The sequence below is a fragment of the Paraburkholderia sp. BL18I3N2 genome, from assembly GCF_003001875.1.
GTDB classification, from domain to species: domain Bacteria; phylum Pseudomonadota; class Gammaproteobacteria; order Burkholderiales; family Burkholderiaceae; genus Paraburkholderia; species Paraburkholderia phytofirmans.
In genome coordinates this window covers 491,639-508,216 of record NZ_PVNC01000002.1, presented here as the reverse complement: position 1 = coordinate 508,216, position 16,578 = coordinate 491,639, and the positions used below count along the sequence as shown (strand labels likewise).

16 protein-coding genes are annotated in these 16,578 nt (G+C 63.8%); 2 read left to right on the top strand and 14 right to left on the bottom strand.

Going from position 1 to position 16,578, the window contains the following annotated elements:
• Positions 1-65: 65 nt before the first annotated feature.
• The 7 genes from B0G75_RS08205 to B0G75_RS08175 form a co-directional block, all read right to left on the bottom strand.
• Positions 66-1,154, bottom strand: a complete 1,089-nt coding sequence (locus tag B0G75_RS08205; RefSeq protein ID WP_106302997.1) for a PleD family two-component system response regulator — start codon at positions 1,152-1,154, stop codon at positions 66-68.
• A 60-nt stretch (positions 1,155-1,214) separates the two neighbouring features.
• Positions 1,215-2,231, bottom strand: coding sequence for a chemotaxis response regulator protein-glutamate methylesterase (locus tag B0G75_RS08200; RefSeq protein WP_106302994.1), 1,017 nt, complete (start codon positions 2,229-2,231; stop codon positions 1,215-1,217).
• A 16-nt stretch (positions 2,232-2,247) separates the two neighbouring features.
• Entirely contained in the window at positions 2,248-4,740 is a 2,493-nt protein-coding gene (locus B0G75_RS08195; protein WP_106302991.1) for a hybrid sensor histidine kinase/response regulator, read from the bottom strand.
• Entirely contained in the window at positions 4,737-5,417 is a 681-nt protein-coding gene (locus tag B0G75_RS08190) for a chemotaxis protein CheW (protein ID WP_106302988.1), read from the bottom strand. Before B0G75_RS08190 ends, B0G75_RS08195 begins: the two co-directional genes overlap by 4 nt.
• Positions 5,396-6,832, bottom strand: a complete 1,437-nt coding sequence (locus B0G75_RS08185) for a protein-glutamate O-methyltransferase CheR (RefSeq protein WP_106302985.1) — start codon at positions 6,830-6,832, stop codon at positions 5,396-5,398. Before B0G75_RS08185 ends, B0G75_RS08190 begins: the two co-directional genes overlap by 22 nt.
• Positions 6,829-7,293 carry a chemotaxis protein CheW gene (locus B0G75_RS08180; protein ID WP_106302982.1) on the bottom strand — a complete coding sequence of 155 codons (465 nt, stop codon included), beginning with the start codon at positions 7,291-7,293 and terminating at the stop codon, positions 6,829-6,831. Before B0G75_RS08180 ends, B0G75_RS08185 begins: the two co-directional genes overlap by 4 nt.
• Positions 7,294-7,357: 64 nt before the next feature.
• Positions 7,358-8,983, bottom strand: a complete 1,626-nt coding sequence (locus B0G75_RS08175; RefSeq protein WP_106303708.1) for a methyl-accepting chemotaxis protein — start codon at positions 8,981-8,983, stop codon at positions 7,358-7,360.
• A 289-nt stretch (positions 8,984-9,272) separates the two neighbouring features.
• On the opposite strand from B0G75_RS08175, the gene B0G75_RS08170 reads away from it, so the two are divergent.
• On the top strand, positions 9,273-9,599 hold the full coding sequence (locus tag B0G75_RS08170; protein WP_106302979.1) for an ecotin precursor: 327 nt from the start codon (positions 9,273-9,275) through the stop codon (positions 9,597-9,599).
• Between the two features lie 87 nt (positions 9,600-9,686).
• Here the strand turns inward: B0G75_RS08170 and B0G75_RS40555 are convergent, their stop codons facing one another.
• From B0G75_RS40555 to mnmE, 3 genes are all read right to left on the bottom strand, one after another.
• Complete coding sequence (locus B0G75_RS40555) at positions 9,687-9,848, bottom strand: hypothetical protein (protein WP_012434883.1); 162 nt, start codon at positions 9,846-9,848, stop codon at positions 9,687-9,689.
• Between the two features lie 234 nt (positions 9,849-10,082).
• Positions 10,083-11,297: an integrase arm-type DNA-binding domain-containing protein gene (locus B0G75_RS08165; RefSeq protein ID WP_106302976.1), complete on the bottom strand. Its 1,215-nt coding sequence runs from the start codon at positions 11,295-11,297 to the stop codon at positions 10,083-10,085.
• Positions 11,298-11,470: 173 nt separating this feature from the next.
• A complete protein-coding gene (gene mnmE / locus B0G75_RS08160; protein ID WP_106302973.1) occupies positions 11,471-12,865 on the bottom strand; it encodes a tRNA uridine-5-carboxymethylaminomethyl(34) synthesis GTPase MnmE in 1,395 nt (464 codons plus the stop codon).
• A gap of 371 nt (positions 12,866-13,236) precedes the next feature.
• On the opposite strand from mnmE, the gene B0G75_RS08155 reads away from it, so the two are divergent.
• On the top strand, positions 13,237-13,650 hold the full coding sequence (locus B0G75_RS08155) for a transcriptional regulator (protein ID WP_106302969.1): 414 nt from the start codon (positions 13,237-13,239) through the stop codon (positions 13,648-13,650).
• A 139-nt stretch (positions 13,651-13,789) separates the two neighbouring features.
• On the opposite strand, the gene yidC is transcribed toward B0G75_RS08155, so the two are convergent.
• The 4 genes from yidC to rpmH form a co-directional block, all read right to left on the bottom strand.
• The gene (gene yidC, locus B0G75_RS08150; protein ID WP_106302966.1) at positions 13,790-15,448 is read right to left on the bottom strand and encodes a membrane protein insertase YidC; all 1,659 of its coding nucleotides are present in this window, start codon (positions 15,446-15,448) and stop codon (positions 13,790-13,792) included.
• A gap of 30 nt (positions 15,449-15,478) precedes the next feature.
• Entirely contained in the window at positions 15,479-15,709 is a 231-nt protein-coding gene (gene yidD, locus B0G75_RS08145; protein ID WP_007180115.1) for a membrane protein insertion efficiency factor YidD, read from the bottom strand.
• Between the two features lie 106 nt (positions 15,710-15,815).
• Positions 15,816-16,301 carry a ribonuclease P protein component gene (locus B0G75_RS08140; protein ID WP_106302963.1) on the bottom strand — a complete coding sequence of 162 codons (486 nt, stop codon included), beginning with the start codon at positions 16,299-16,301 and terminating at the stop codon, positions 15,816-15,818.
• 23 nt (positions 16,302-16,324) lie between these two features.
• The gene (gene rpmH, locus B0G75_RS08135; RefSeq protein ID WP_004198824.1) at positions 16,325-16,459 is read right to left on the bottom strand and encodes a 50S ribosomal protein L34; all 135 of its coding nucleotides are present in this window, start codon (positions 16,457-16,459) and stop codon (positions 16,325-16,327) included.
• Between the last annotated feature and the right edge of the window lie 119 nt (positions 16,460-16,578).

Here is a 16,578-nt window from a genome sequence, read left to right as displayed (position 1 = left end):
ATGAAAACCCGCGCTGCAAACCGGCGCGTTTTCATTCCGTGTGAGTAGATCCGCAAGCCGAACAATCAATCACTCACCGCAACCTGATTCTTCCCATCCCGCTTCGCGCGATACAAGCCGACATCAGCCGCTTCGATCAGCTTCGTCACCGGTTCGGTGACCGACGGCACGAGCGTCGCCGCGCCGATGCTGATCGTCACGACGCCGGCTGCGGAGCCCGAATGCGGGATCGCCAGCCCTTCGATTGCAATGCGGATCTTTTCCGCGAGCAGACGCAAGCCGCCCGACGACGTGCCCGGCACCACCACCGCGAACTCTTCGCCACCGAAGCGCGCCGCGAGATCCGCCGAGCGCCCGAGGCACGACTCGACGGTATGCGCGACCGTCTTGAGCACTTCGTCGCCGGCAACGTGCCCGTAGGTATCGTTATAAGCCTTGAAGTTATCCACATCGATCATCAGAAAACCGAGGCCGGTCTTCTCGCGTGTGCTGCGGCGCCATTCGGCGGCCAGATATTGATCGAGGTAGCGGCGATTCGACAGGCCGGTCAGGCCGTCCGAATGCGTGAGCCGCTGCAATTCCAGATTCGTCGCGAGCAATTGCTGTTGCGATTGACGCAGCGCCTGATACGCCTCGTCGCGTTGAATCAGGTTCAGGTACGAACGCGAGTGATAGCGGATGCGCGCAATCAACTCAATGCGGTCCGGCAGCTTCACCAGATAGTCGTTCGCGCCGGCGGCGAAGGCCGCGCTTTTCACGAGCGGTTCTTCCTTGGTCGACAACACGATGATCGGAATGTCGCGCGTCGCCGGATTCTGCCGGTATTGGCGCACGAGGGTGAGGCCGTCGGTGCCCGGCATCACGAGGTCCTGAAGGATCACCGTCGCGCGCGTTTCGGCGGCGGAGCGCAGCGCTTCTTCAGGCGACGCGCAGTAGTGGAAGTCGACGCTCGGTTCGTCGGCCAGCGCCTGGCGAATCGCCTCGGCGATGATCGCCTGATCGTCGACCAGCAACACCATGATCGGGCACTCGGCTGCGGGCGGATTGCCGAGGATGCGCGCCAGGGCATCGTCGATCGCGAGATTGGGGGCGTCCACCGCGTCGGACGCGAAATCCTGCGCGGCGGCGTTCTGATGCGGCTTAGGAGTGTCCATGATGTTCAGCCAGAATGAATGTGAGTGAATCGAAACGGCTCATAAGTGGCGAGTGCGTGTTTAGCGCGCGTTGACCGCTGTCGCGAGCGCGGCGGCGATGCGCGGCAACGGCAGGATCGCGGCGGCGGCGTCGAGTGCCGCGGCCGCTTTCGGCATTCCGTACACGGCGCTGGTCGCCTCGTCTTGCGCGATCGTGTGATAGCCCTTCGTGCGCATCGCCTTAAGTCCGATCGCGCCGTCGCGGCCCATGCCGGTCAGCAGCACGCCGACCGCGCGCGCCGGCCAGCGCGCCACCACGCTATGAAAGAACACGTCGACGGAAGGCCGGTAAGGCGTCTCTTCCGGCACGCGCGTGTAGCCGAGCACATTGGGCAGTTTCAGATGCAGATGATCGTCGGTGGCGGCGAGCAACGCGACGCCCGCTTGCGGGCGGTCGCCTTCGTTAGCGATCCGCACCGGTACCGCCGATTGCTGGTTCAGCCAGTCCGTCATGCCGGCGGCAAACGCCGCGTCGACGTGCTGCACGATCACGATAGCCGCCGCGAAATCCTTCGGCAGGCCGGCGAGCAGTGTCGCAAGCGCCGCCGGTCCGCCCGCCGATGCGCCGATGGCCACCAGCGGCGTGTCGCGATTCGTCGCGCTGGCGGGCGTTGCCGCGGCCGCCGCGCCAGGCGCGTTGCGTTCCTTGACGAGCGCCGCGATGCGGTCGATCTTCGCGATCAACGTGGCGATGCTCTTGTGCGCGTCGGGACCGTTCAGCGAAGGTGTATCGACGGCGTCGAGCGCGCCCGCGCCCATCGCTTCATAGACGCGCCACGCGTTCGCGCCCACGTCGACGGTGACGATCAGGATCGCGCACGGCGCGCGCGCCATGATGCGGCGCGTGGCCTCGATGCCGTCGACGTTCGGCATCACCAGATCCATCAGCACGATGTCAGGCCGCTGCGCGGTGCAGAAATCGACCGCCTGCTGGCCGTCCTGCGCGATCCACAGCACTTCATAGTCGTGGCGCGCCGCAAGCGCGCGGCGCAGCGCCTCGACGGCAAGCGGCATGTCGTTGACGATTCCGATTTTCATCCTTTTCTCCCCGGGACTAACCGTATGCTTCGCCGATCAGATCACGCACCGCATCGAGCAGTGCTTCGTCATGAAAACTGCCTTTCGCCAGATAGTAGTCCGCGCCCGCGTTCAACCCGGCGCGGCGGTCCTCCTCACGATCCTTGTACGAGACGATCATCACCGGCAGCGACTGCAACTGTGGATCGCGCTTGATGAGCGTGACGAGTTCGATGCCGTCCATGCGCGGCATGTCGATGTCGGTGATGACGAGGTCGAAGCGCTCGCCGCGCACGGCGTTCCAGCCGTCCATGCCGTCGACCGCGATCGTCACGTCGTAACCGCGCGTGGCCAGCAGCTTGCGTTCGAGCTCGCGCACGGTGAGCGAATCGTCGACCACCAGCACGCGGCGCGTGGCACGCTGAGCCGCGCGCGCGGCGCCATGTTGCGTGTGCTTGAGATCGCCACCCGCCACGAGCCGTTCGACGGAGCGCAGCCAGTCGTCGACGTCGGCGATCAGCACCGGATCGCCGTTCTCCATCAGCGCGCCGGCGGTGATGTTGCGGATCTTGCCGAGGCGTGGGTCGAGCGGCTGCACCACGAGCATGCGCTCGCCGAGAAAGCGGTCGACCACCACGCCGTAGGTCTGCGAGCCTTCGCCGATGACGATCATGCTGACGGTGCTGCTTTCGTCCGCGGGCGGCGCGGCGTCGAGAATCTGATGCGCGGTAACGACGCCGATACGCCGCCCGGAAAAGGCGATGTGCTGATGCCCTTCGAGCAATTCGATCTCCGCGCGATTCACGTGAAGCGTGCGGTTCACATGCGCGAGCGGCACTGCATATGGCTCGCCCGCGACTTCGATCAGCAGGCTGCGGATCACCGAAAGCGTCAGCGGCAACTGCAACTGCACGCGCGTGCCGAGGCCGGGTTCGTGCGTGATTCGCACCGTGCCACGCACGCGTTTGACGACGTCGTGCACCGCGTCGAGTCCGACGCCGCGGCCCGAGACTTCCGTCACCTGATCGCGTAGCGAGAAGCCAGGCAGCAGCAGGAATTCGAGCAGCTCGGCTTCGGACAGGCGAGCGACCGTTTCCTCGCTCGCGAGTTTCTTGCGCACAATCGACGCGCGCAACGCATCGAGATCGATGCCCGCGCCGTCGTCGGACACGGTGATGAGCAGTGCGCCGGCGGTGTGACGCGCGTCGAGCGTGAGCGTGCCTTCTTCCGGCTTGCCGCGCGCGACGCGCACGGCGGGTGCTTCGATGCCGTGGTCGAGCGCATTGCGCAGCATGTGGCCGAGCGGCGCTTCGAGCAGATCGAGAATGTCGCGGTCTACCTGAGTCGATTCGCCGACCAGTTGCCAGCGCACTTTCTTGCCGAGCGAACGCGCGACGTCGCGCACCATCCGCGCGAGGCCGCTGGTGCCGTCGCCGAACGGGCGCATACGGCATTGCAGGGCGGCGTCGTACAGTTGTTGCGACAGGTGCGTCGAGCGGCGGTCGAAGCTCTCCAGATCGGCGAGACGTTCGGCCAGCAAATGCTGCGATTCGGCGGTCAGGCGGCGCACTTCTTCGAGCGCGGCCTGGGCGCGCGGATCGAGCTTGAGGTCGGCGAGCGTTTCGTGCAGTTGATCTAGCGCGCGAGTGCCGTCGCGCTGGACGCGTTTGATGCGCAGCATCGATTGCGCGAACGGTTTCAGCCAGCGTGATTCGACCAGCGATTCGCCCGATAGCGATAGCAGACGGTCGAGATTGTCGGCACGCACTCGTAGCATGCGGCCGGGTTCGGAGGTGGGTTGGATGGTTGTGCTGTTCGACGCGGACGGGGCTGCGGCCGGGTCGTGCTGCTTCTGCGCGGGTGCGAGGGCAGCGTCGTTGTCTTGGGTGGGGGCCGACGTAGCGTTGGCCGGTGTGGCTTCCGCGCGCAGTGCATTGGCTAGCGAGTTGAATACGGCGTCGGGGTCGGGCTCCGCGCTCGGGATAGCCGGCGTGCCTTCGGCGCGCAGTGCGCGGGCTAAATCGTTGAACGCAGCGTCAGGGTCCGGGTCCGCATTTGCGCCGGGAGCAACGGCAGGCGGTTCGGCGACCGCCGCGGCCGCTGGCGGTGTAGCGTCCCGCCGTATTGCCGCGCCATGCGGCAGCACACCCGCCATCCGCGCCTGCAATGCCGCCACACATGTGCCGACCGCGTCGCGAGCCGACTCGTCTTCATCGTTGCCGATGCGCGCGATGATATCCACCCCGCGCAGCAACTCGTCGATCCAGGCCGCGTCGAGCAACGCACGTCCTTCCTGCGCGGCGACGAAGCAATCCTCCATGGCATGCGCAAGCTCGACACCAACCTGCACGCCGACAATGCGAGCGGCGCCCTTCAACGAATGCGCGGCCCGCATGCAGGCCTCGAGCGCGGCGGCATCGCGCGGCGCGCGGTCGAGTGCGAGCAGGCCGTCGTTGAGCACGCGCGCCTGGGTCCGCGCTTCTTCGCGGAACAGATCGATCAGGGACGGGCGGCGTGGGTCGTCCGTCATCCGAGACTCCGGTTCAAGGTGTCGAAGAGCGCGTCGGCGTCGAGCAGGCCGACGCTCATGCCGCGCCACGGCGCGACCGCTCGCGTATGGGCAGCGGCGGCATGCGAAAGCGTGGCGGGCGGCGCGCAAAAGCTGGCCGTTGCGATCCGGTGCACGCCGTCGACCTGATCCACCGGGAACACCGCGTGTTCTTCAGCGCGCGAGACAACGAGGAAACGCGGCAGATCGTGACGCGCGCGATCGTCGCGTGCGTTGGCGCCAGTTTCGAAACCGAGCAGGTGCGCGAGCGAAAGGCACACCAGCAATTCACCTTGTACATTCACCACGCCCAGCACCGCGCGGTGTTGCCGATGCGGCAACGTATGAATCGGCCGCGTCTGCACGATGCGTTTGAAGATCGGCGTGGGCAGCGCGAGCCATTCGTCGCCGATGCGAAAGACCAGAAACGATTCGCTCGCGCCTTGCGCATTTTGCTGCGGTTGTGCCCGCGCGCGCACGTCGTGTTGCGAGAGGTCCACCAATGGAATCGGCCGTTCCAGCAGTTTGGCCGCGGCCGTTTCGAACACTGGGCAATTGAGGCAGCGCACGTACTCGACAAGACGCTCGCACGACGAATCGCCGCGCACGCCGATGCGATTCCAGCAATCGTCGAAGCTCACCGTTTGCGCATCAGCCACGTTGCGCTCCCTGCGCGCGACGCGCGTTGCATCAACAGGCGCGCGGCATCGCGGTCGCCTTCGAGTTCGAGCAAGGTCGCGAGATGCGCCAGCGCTTCCGCGTGCTGAGGATCGAGATACAGCGCCTTGCGATACTGGCTGCGCGCAAGGTTTGCATCGCCGTTGGCATCGGCGAGCACGCCAAGCAGATAAAACGCGTCGGCATGCGGGGCGTGATGTTCCAGATAGGCGTTGATCGCCTTGGCGGCTTCCGCGAGGCGGCCGGCGTCGGCCAGCGCGTGCGCGGCTTGCAACGTGTCGCGTGCGGCGTTGATCGGCGCGGTGACTGGCGGCAACAACGGGTTGTGTGCCGGCGGCGTGGTGGCGGGCATCGGCGTCTTGCGCGCGTGCGCCGCGATGTTCTCACGGGGGGCGAACTGCGTCGCGCCGCCGAACGGCGTGCGCGCAACCGGATCGGGCCACGCGAAAGGCTCCGCGGAAAACACCTGCGGCGACGAGAGTGCGGGAACCTGCGAATGCGTTATCGCAAGCGCGGCGGCGGTAGCGAGCGGCGCGGTGTGCCAGCTATTCCACTGCGTTTCCTCGGGCGCGCCGTGATGAAACGCGAAGGCCAGCGGGATCTTCGCGGACTGCATGCCGTAGCGCATCAGCAGCCCGGTTTCCGCAGGGCCGACGAACAGCGTGCCGTTTTCGGCCAGCACGCTTGTGAGCGCCTGCAGGGCTTTTTGCTGCGCGTCGCGGTCGAAGTAAATCAGCACATTGCGGCAGAACACGAAGTCGTAGACGCCAAGCGACGACGCGTCGAGTTGCATCAGATTGGCGCGAGAAAAACGCACCGCTTCGACGATGCGCGATGCGAGACGCCAGCCGTCTTCGGTGCGCGTGAAGTGCGCATCGCGAAACGGAAACGCATTGCCGCGAAACGAATTGCGTCCGTAGACAGCGCGTTGCGCGACGGCGAGTGAGCGGTCGCTGATATCCATTGCGTCGATGCGCAACTGCGCGGCGTCAAAGCCTGCGTCGAGCAGCGTCATCGCGATCGTGTAGGGTTCTTCGCCGGTCGAACAGGGCAGGCTCAGGACGCGCAGCGGCAATGCATTGCCGCGCTCGGCGAGACGTTCATGCGCGAGACGCGCCAGTGCCTTGAACGCGTCGGCGTCGCGATAGAACCAGGTTTCGGGCACGACGACTGTTTCGATCAGGGCCTGCACCATCGAAGGTGAACATTGCGCGGCTTCCCAGTAGTCGGCGAGCGTGGCTTCGGCGTGGCCATCGGCGCACCACGCTGCCGCGCGCTGATCGACCGCGCGCTCGATCGCACTATGGCCGAGCGATGCCGCATCGAGCCCGATCGTCCGATGCAACAGCTCGGCGAAGCGTCGATAGAGCGGTGCGTTGTCGTGATGCGCGTTCATGCGTGCGCCTCGGGAAAGAGGAGCGTTTTCACGTCGTCGGGCAGCAGATGCTCGATGTGGATCCACTGCACGAGGCCGCCGGCTTCGCTCGCGACCGGGCCGAGATATCGCGCGTGCGGCATGTCGAGGCCGGCATCGTGAAACGCCGCCACGTCCAGTCGAATCGTGCGTGTTGCGCCTTCGAGCAGGAGCGCGAGCTGGCGCGTCGTCCCCGCGTGCGGATAGCGCACCAGCACAATGCGCGTCGACATCAATTGCGCGGCGGGACGGCCGAGCGCGAGCGCCGGCAGGTCGATCAGCGGCAACGGCGCGCCTTCGTGATCGAGCACGCCCGCGACCCACGACGGCGCGCCGGGAATTGACTTCGGCGGCGACTGCGGCGTGAGCGGCATCAGACGCTCCACCTGCGTCGCATCGATCACGTACCGTTCGCTATCGAGCGTGAAGAGGATGAAGAGCATCGGCGTGTGCGTGGGCGGTGGATGGGCGCGCGGGTGTCGGCGTCGAGCGGCGCGCCGTGGCGCGTCAGGCCGTCACCTTGAAACGCGACACGCCGGTGCGCAGACTGTTGGCGACGTGCGTCAGATCGTCGATCGCCTGGGTCGACTGACGCAGCGACTCCGCCGTCTGCTGCGCGGCCTCCGAGAGTTGCGTCAGCGCCTGGGTGATCTGCTCGGCGCCGGTGGCCTGCGTCTGCATGCCTTCGTTGACCATCGAGAAGCGCGGCGCGAGCTGCTGCACCTGCTGGATGATCTGCGTGAGATGGCCGCCGACGTTCTGCACGTCGAGCATGCCGCGCCGCACTTCTTCGGAGAACTTGTCCATGCCCATCACGCCGGCGGCCACCGCGGACTGAATTTCCTTCACCATCTGTTCGATGTCGTAGGTCGCCACGGCGGTCTGGTCGGCGAGGCGGCGAATCTCGGTTGCCACGACCGCGAAGCCCCGGCCGTATTCGCCGGCTTTTTCCGCTTCGATCGCCGCGTTCAGCGAGAGCAGGTTGGTCTGGTCCGCGACCTTGGTGATGGTGGCGACGACCTGATTGATGTTGCTGGCCTTCTCGTTGAGAATCGCGAGCTTCGCGTTGACGGAGCCGGCCGCTTCCATCACGAGACGCATGGTTTCTTCCATGCGCGCGAGCCCGGCGTGGCCGGTGCCCGCGAGCGCCGCCGACTGGCCGGCCACTTCGGACACTTCGTTCATGGTACGCAGCAGGTCGCGCGAGGTCGCGAAGATTTCACGCGACGTGGCGCCGATCTCGGTGGTGGTGGCGGCGGTCTCGTTCGCGGTGGCTTGCTGTTCGCGCGAGGTCGCGGCGATTTCCGTCACCGATGTGGTGACCTGCACCGCCGATTTCTGCGCCTGGCCGACCAGTGCGGTGAGTTCGTCGGTCATGCGGTTGAAGCCCGCTTCGAGCGCGCCGATTTCGTCCGCGCGATTCAGTTGCAGGCGCTGGGTCAGGTCGCCGGTGCGCATCACGTCGACAACGCGCAGCACTTTGGCCATCGGCGTGGTGACCGCGCGCAGCAGCCAGTACCCGGCCAGCACGGCGACGATCGCGGCGATCAACAGCATGACGAGCAACACGATGCGGGTTGCCTCGACCGAACTGCGGATGCTTTCGGCGGCTTTGTCGGCGTCGGCCTTGTTGTTTTCGACCAGTTTGCGCGCCGAGAGGCGGCCCGCTTCCCAGATCGGCGTCAGTTGCGTGTTGAAGATACGCACGGCGTTCTCTTTCGAGCTCGGCAGGGCGTTCAACAGCGATGCCTGGATCGGCAGGTACTGGGTGTGTTGCTGGCGGAAGTCGTTGAAGAACTCGCGATCGTTGTCGCGGAAGATGGTCGTGCCGTATTCGCCGAGAAGCTTCTGAAGTGTTTGCTCGGTCTCTTGCAAACGTTCGGTGTCGCGCTTGACGGACTCGGGATCCGCGTCCACGTAGACGAGGCGCTGTGTGACGGTGTAGTTCTCGAACCAGGCCGCGCGCATCGCGGTCGCGTAGTAGAGGCCGGGCATCGAATCTACCTGCTGGCTCTTCGCGTCGCGGTCGATGCCGCCGAGTTGTTCGAACGTGACGATTGCCATCGCCAGCATCACGATCAGCACGATTCCGAAGCTGGCCAGAATCCGTTGCCGGATGGTCCATTGTTTCACGCGCACGCCCCTTACTTTTTTCGCTTGTCTCGACCCGTGTTGTCGACGTGGTCCGGTCCTTCAATCGACGGGCTGGAAAAGCTTTGCGGGTTGTCAGAACTATCCGACAGGTTATGCGGCGAATTTTACATTGATCGGTGGAATGGGGAAGCGGGGTAATCACTTCGATGCACGGCTGGCCGTGCGACCCGCCGCGTTACACGGGTAATGTCCCGTTACCACTTGCAGCATCTATTTCTACGCGCGCCCGCCACAATCTGTTCCATGCCTGAACGGCGGGGAGTCAAACATGAACAAGATCGCAGTGGCGTTGGTGATGGTGGGAAGTCTGAGCGTGGCCGGGCAAGCATCGGCGCACGGTAATGGCGGCGATGTCGTTGGTGCGCTGATCGGCGGGGCCGTGCTCGGGGCGGTGGTGACCTCCGTGCTGAATCCGGCGCCGGTAGTGGCTTACCAGCAGCCCGTGTATGCGCAGCCGGCGTATCAACCCGCGCCTGTCTATGCGCAAGCGCCACCGGGATACTGCTATGACCAGTACCAACGTGCCTATGTGGCGTGCGGCGCGCCGCCGCCGTCGGCTCAATACGGATATCCGCAGCCTCAGCAGGGTTGGTAATCAATCGCGGGGCGCGCGTATCGTTGCGCGCGCCGCAGACAAAAAGGCCGTCGTGTTACGCGACGGCCTTTTCATTTCAAGCGCGACTCAGTGCCTGTGATGCAGCCACTCCGCATAGTGCGTGTCGAGCCAGCGCTCGAGTCTTTGCGGCTTCGTCTTCTGGTGGTAATGGGACGCGGCCCAAATAGCAACGCCGACCAGCAGCATGACAGCAGGCCCCAACAAATAAGCGATCAACGATTCAGACATGGGAGCCTCCGTATCGGGTTGCGTCCACCATTCAGTTTAGGCGATGAAACGCGGGAGAAAAGCTCCGTGTGATGCGATTCTGGCGGGCAGTTCGGTGGCGTCTTGTTCCTCACCTTTGAAACCTAGCGGAAGATATGATTTCTTATTTTTAACAGTGAGTTGGGTTAGATGCGGCGGGGTTTGTGTACCATTGAAATACCTTATTTCAAATGCTTGGTGCCCGACGAGGCCCGTTCAAGGCGCACTGGTCGAGGCTTTACGCGTGCCTTCGATCTGCGCATCCACAAAATCCGCCCACCGCTGCATGACCCATCGCTGCTTAGCGGCATTTTCCGCGCTCGCATCTTGCTCGGTACGCTCGGGCGTCGTCACCATGTTCTGGTCGAGCGCGTCTGACGGCTGCGTCAGCTCGCGCAGATGCGCCGTTGCGGTGCGCCGGAAGTCATGCAGGACGAAATGCCCCACGTCCAGACCGAGTGCCTTGACCGCCTGATTCAGCGTACTTTTGGCAATCGGCCGATCGTCGCCTCTGACGCTCGGGAATACGAACTTTCGGCTGGCCTTGCCGTGGTCGAGTTCGCGCAGCATCGAGACGGCCTGCTGGGAGAGCGGCACGCGCTGATCGCGGTCTTTTTTCAGGCGCGCAGCGGGGATCGTCCACATCGCCTTGTCCAAGTTGAATTCGGCCCACGTCGATTCGACCAGGTCCGACTTGCGCACCATCGTCAGCACCAGCAGGTGCAGCGCCAGCTTCAAAGGTCGGCGAATGCTCGACGCATCGATCGAGCGGAACATGGCGCCGATCTCGTCGCCGGATAGCACGCGGGTGCGGCTGTCGAACGTAGCTATGGAGCGCGCCGGCACGACCTCCGCCGGATTGCTGGATGCGAGTTGCCGGGCAATCAGATATTCGTAGAGACGCTTCACCACGTTGCGCGTATGCAGCGCCATTTTCGGCGAGCCGCGACTCTTGATTCTGTCGCATATCGCGACGATGTCGTCGGCGGTCACCGCTTTGATCTGCATGTGGCCGATGGCGGGCAAGACGTCTTTGTCGAGCGCCCGCCGCGTGGTGCGACGGTATTCCTCCGACTTGCCGGCCATTTCCGTTGCGAGATAAAGCTCGGCGGCTTCGCGCAGGACATCGGCCTTGCTTTCCGCGCCGCGGTCGCGCCGCGCCGTGGCGACCGGCGAGATGCCTTGCGCGACCATCTCCGCATACTTCTGCGCCTTGGCGCGCGCGACACGCAGCGAGATCATCCGGTAGTCGCCGATGGTGGCGAGCGGTTGGCGTTTGCCGTTCAATGTGTAGCGGAAGCGCCAGATCTTGGTGCCGGTCGTCATGATTTCGATGACGAGACCATTGCCGTCAGCGACGCAATAACGGGTGTCGCGCGGTTCGAGCGCGCGGACTTGGGCTTCGGTGAGCGGGACGGCCAGGCGGGGCATGTTCGGATCGCGGGTGCTCGGACAGCAGCGATTTTAAACCTTATGGTGGCTGTGTACCAAAGATTTGGCGATTTTTGGGTCAACGGAGTAGGCGTCGTCGTCGGTTAGGCTGCGCTTGGAATCATAAGAGATGCCTTTGTAATGGGATCGAATAGCCCGGCCTCGATCCTCGCTCACTTCCCAATACAAAACCTGCTAAAAATCACTCCGAGCAAGTCGTCCGAACTGAACTCGCCGGTGATTGAATTCAACTGATCCTGCGCGAGCCTGAGTTCCTCGGCGAACAAATCAAGCGCCTGCGAGTTCTGATCGGCGTGCGCGGCCGCAGTCGCCAGATGTTCCTCGGCCGCGCGCAATGCAATCAGATGCCGCTCGCGCGCCAGGTACACGCTTTCCGCGCCCGCCTGCCAGCCGGCGATCCGCAACAGTTCGTCGCGCAACAGCGCAACGCCGTCGCCCTGCTTGGCCGACAGCCGCACTTCGCTCAGTTCGAGGTCCGCGTCGAGCGCTTGCGTCGCGGGCGCGAGGCCGGTCAAGTCCGTCTTGTTCAGCACGCGTACCACCGGCACGCCGCCCGGAAAGCGTCCGGCAATCGCATCGTCTTCAGCCGTCATGCCGGTGCGCGCGTCGAGCAAATGCAGCACCACATCCGCGCGCTCAATTTCGCTCCATGTACGCGCGATGCCGATCTTTTCAACTTCGTCCTCGGTATCGCGCAGGCCGGCTGTGTCGATCACGTGCAGCGGAATGCCTTCGATCTGAATCGTCTGCGCGACCTTGTCGCGCGTCGTGCCGGCGATCGGCGTGACGATCGCCAGCTCTGCGCCGGCCAGCGCGTTCAGCAGCGACGATTTGCCGACGTTCGGCTGCCCGGCCAGCACCACCGAGAGCCCTTCGCGCAACAACGCGCCTTGCCGCGCTTCGCTCAGCACGTGCGCGAGACGCTCGCGTATGCGCGTGAGCTTGCCTCGGGCGTCGGCGGCTTCGAGGAAGTCGATCTCTTCTTCGGGGAAGTCCAGCGTCGCTTCGACCAGCATGCGCAGCGTGATCACGTCTTCGACCAACGCGTGAATGTCGCGCGAGAACGCGCCGTCGAGCGAGCGGCCCGCTGAGCGCGCGGCGGCCTCGGTGCTGGCCTCGATCAGATCGGCGACCGCTTCGGCTTGCGCCAGATCCAGCTTGTCGTTGAGGAAGGCGCGGCGCGTGAATTCGCCGGGCTCGGCGAGGCGCAGACCGAACGCGCGGCCCGCGTCGATGCAACGCTGCAGCACCAGTTGCAGCACCACCGGACCGCCGTGACCTTGCAGTTCGAGCACATGCTCGCCCGTGTAGGAATGCGGCGCCGGGAAGTACAGCGCGATGCCGCGGTCGAGCGCGTTGCCGCTGGCGTCGAGGAACGGGACGTAGCTGGCGTGGCGCGGCGCCAATGTCTGGCCAGTGAGCGCCTGCATCAGTGGCTGGGCTGCCGCCTCTCCCTCGCGGCCGAACGAAATTCGCACGACACCGATGCCTCCCCGACCGGGCGCGGTGGCAATGGCGACGATCGGATCGGAATCGGTGGTGAGCATAGAGAGCGTGGCAAAAAACGGAGAGGAGGGGAGGGCGGCGCCGGTCAACGCGGCGCGAGGCATTGTAACGCGGGCGCTTTCGGTGCCCGTGTCGCGGCGCTCTTGTTGATGGCGGAAGCCGACTTATTCGGGCGGTTGGGATTTATCTCAAACGGGCTAGGATTGCTACTGCGCTTCTTAAGAATAAATGAGAAGTTATAGGACGACGAAGTCGCAGACAGGCAAGCCAGACAAGGAAAAACACCAAAATTCTACAAATTCGGCAGACCCATTGCCTGAAGCGCCTCGCAAGCTAAAAGTATCTCAAATACGCTAAAACTAAACTCGCCCGGTTGTCAACTGTTTGAACGTTGAATTGCACAATCCGGCCCATGCCGACCAATAAAGAAAAAGCCGCCTTCGCCAAACGGTTGAAGGACTTACTGGAGCCGCTGAAGATTCGCGGCGGGACCAAGCTCGCCGAGCAATTCAACCTTCGCTATCGAGGCGAGCGGGAGGTTACGCCGCAAACCGCTCATAAGTGGTTATCCGGTACGACGATTCCCAAGCCGGATAAGTTGCGTACGTTGGCCGAATGGCTGAACGTGAAGGAGCATTGGCTGCACTACGGCCCGTCGCCGGGCGTGAACGCGAGGCCGCTGGCACGTGGCGAGAAATATCCACCGTCGCCCGAAACAATCGAGCTCGCTTCCAAGATCGCGTCGCTCACGCCGAAGGACCGCTTTCTGGTCGAAGAGATGATCGTGCGCTTTTACGGTGAAGACGCGGACCCGGAAGAGGAATAAGCGCGGCATCGCGTGGCGTGTTTTGCCGCAAGCATGAAAAAAGCCGCCCGGTTTTGCGCCGGGCGGCTTTTTTTTTCTACTGCTGCTATCTGAGCTTCAGCCGAGGGTGGGCGCTTCCGCCCACCTCAGGCAAATATCATCAAGCCGCTTTGGCCTTCGTCTGCCCCATCATCCGCGTGATGTAGTACTGCTGGGCGATCGACAGCACGTTGTTCACGACGTAGTACAGCACCAGACCGGCCGGGAAGAAGAAGAACATGACCGAGAACGCGATCGGCATGAACATCATCATCTTGGCTTGAACCGGGTCCGGCGGCGTCGGGTTCAGCTTGGTCTGCAGGAACATCGAGACGGCCATCAGCACCGGCAGGATGAAGAACGGATCCTGCTGCGACAGATCGTGAATCCACAGAATCCACGGCGCGCCGCGCATTTCCACCGACGAAAGCAGCACCCAGTACAGCGAGATGAACACCGGAATCTGAATCACGACCGGCAGACAGCCGCCGAACGGATTGACCTTCTCGGTCTTGTACAACTCCATCAGCGCCGAGTTCATCTTCTGCGGATCGCCCTTGAAGCGTTCGCGCAGCGCTTGCATGCGCGGCGTGATCGCCTTCATGCGCGCCATCGACTTGTAGCTCGCAGCCGAGAGCGGGAAGAACACCGCCTTGATCAGCAGCGTGAGCAGCACGATCGACCAGCCCCAGTTGCCGACATAGCTGTGGATCTTCTCGAGCAGCCAGAACAGCGGCTTGGCGATGATCGTCACCCAGCCGTAGTCCTTCACCAGTTCCAGACCCGGTGCGATACCTTCGAGCATGCGCTCTTCTTCCGGACCCGCGAACAGACGCGCGGACACGTCGACGGTTTGACCCGGGGCGATGGTCGGCACCGGCTCCTTCACGCCGACGCGATACAGCGTCGGATCGATCTTCTCGACGTAAATGTCGCGCTTCGCACCTTGCTGCGGAATCCAGGCCGACGCGAAGTAATGCTGGACCATCGCAATCCAGCCGTTGTCCGCCGAGGTCGCGTAATCCTGCTTGTTCTTGTCGATGTCGCCGAACGTCATCTTCTGGAAGTGATGCTGGTCGGTGTAGACAGCCGGTCCGATAAACGTGTGCGAGAAGCGCGGCGTTTCCACCGGCTGATCGTCACGCACCAGTTCCATATAGACCGACGGGCTCACCGGCGTGGTGCCGACGTTCTGGATCTTCGTGTCGACGCCGATCACATAGCTGCCACGCGTGAACGTGTAGGTCTTGATGACCTTCACGCCACCCTTCACCGGCGATTCGAAGCTGAGCTGGAACGACTTTTCGTTGCCCGTCAGATCGTGTTGCTGGTTCGGCAACGGCGTGTAGATGTCGTTGTGATTCGGGAAATCGCCGCCGAGCAGGCCCGTGCGCGCCAGATACGTGTGGTTCGCGGTGCGGTCGAACAGCGTGATGACGAGATCCGGCTGCTTGCCGTCGCCTTGCTTGACGAGCGACAGCTTGGACAGCGTGCCGCCGCGAGTGTCGATTTCGCCGCTATAGACGTCGGTGTTGAACTTGATCAGTTGCGATTGCGTGGCCGCCGGCGCGTTGCCCGGTGCGGCTGCGTTCGTGGCCGGCAGATCGGCGGGCTGGGTTCCCGGCGTCGTGGTTCCCGGTGCGGCGCTACCGACGGTCTTGGTCGGCGTGGCGCTCGGGAAGAACATCGACGGGCGTCCGTGGTCGCGTTGCCAGTTGTCGAACAGCATGACCGCTGACATGAAAAAGATGACCCATAGGACGGTGCGTTTGATATCCATGCGTTGTCTCAGTGTCGATGGAACGGCGCGTCAGCGCTTTTCAGAAGTGGGAGGCGGGACGAGATCGATGCCGCCCGCGGAAAACGGGTGGCAGCGGCAAATACGCCTGGCGGCGAGATAAGTCCCGCGCGCGGCGCCATGATACTGGATTGCTTCGCGCGCGTAATCAGAGCAGGAAGGGTAAAAACGGCATCGGTTGCCGAGCATTGGGCTCACGGCAACCTTGTAGAAACGCAATAAAGCGATGAGTACCGTTTGCATGGCTGGTGCGGCCGGACGGCGCCGCGCAACGTGGAGTACCGGGCGACGCCCGCGCAGCACGGCCGCCGGAGCGGTCTGAACTGCAAAGCGGGCGGTCACTTGAGCGTCATTCCGTCTTGGGCGCTTCCGCGGGCGGCGCTTGGCGACGGTTCACTTCGCGCGCTGCCTTGTCGAGCAGCGCCTCGATTTCGCTGCGGCACAGCGCCCTCAACGGCGGCGACGAGGCGCTCGGCAAAGCTTTCTTGTCGAAGCGCGTGTGCAAACGCAGCAGCACATCCCAACCGCCGAATTCCGCGCGACGCAGCCGGAAGGCTTCACGCGCGATTCGACGTACCAGATTACGCGTAGCCGCGCGCGGCGCATACTTCTTGCCGATCACGAGGCCTAGGCGAGCTTCGTTGCCGGTGGGCCGGCCGTACACCACGAAGTGAGCGGTGCGGCGCCACGGGCGCAAACGAAAAACGGATGAAAATTCATCCGTTTTCAGCAGCCTTGCGGCTTTGGGGAAGGCGGCTTGCGCTCGCAACGGAACCGAGCCCAGTTGCTGCGCCTCAGCCGTTCCCGCTTCACCGCGGGCTTCACTACCCGGCATAAGCGTCGCGTGCAACGCCTGCCTTAGATGGCGAGGCGCTTGCGGCCCTTCGCGCGGCGTGCGTTGATGACCTTGCGGCCACCTGCGGTCTTCATGCGAACGCGGAAGCCGTGGGTGCGCTTGCGACGGGTAACGGAAGGTTGGTAAGTACGTTTCATGTTGCTCTCACTTGATCGAAAAATAACCGCGCGATCATCGCTGAAAGCGCAATGGCCGGTGGTTCACTGAATTGGTTTTCGCGGAACCCGCTATTTAAACCGGTTTTTCGTTGACCGTC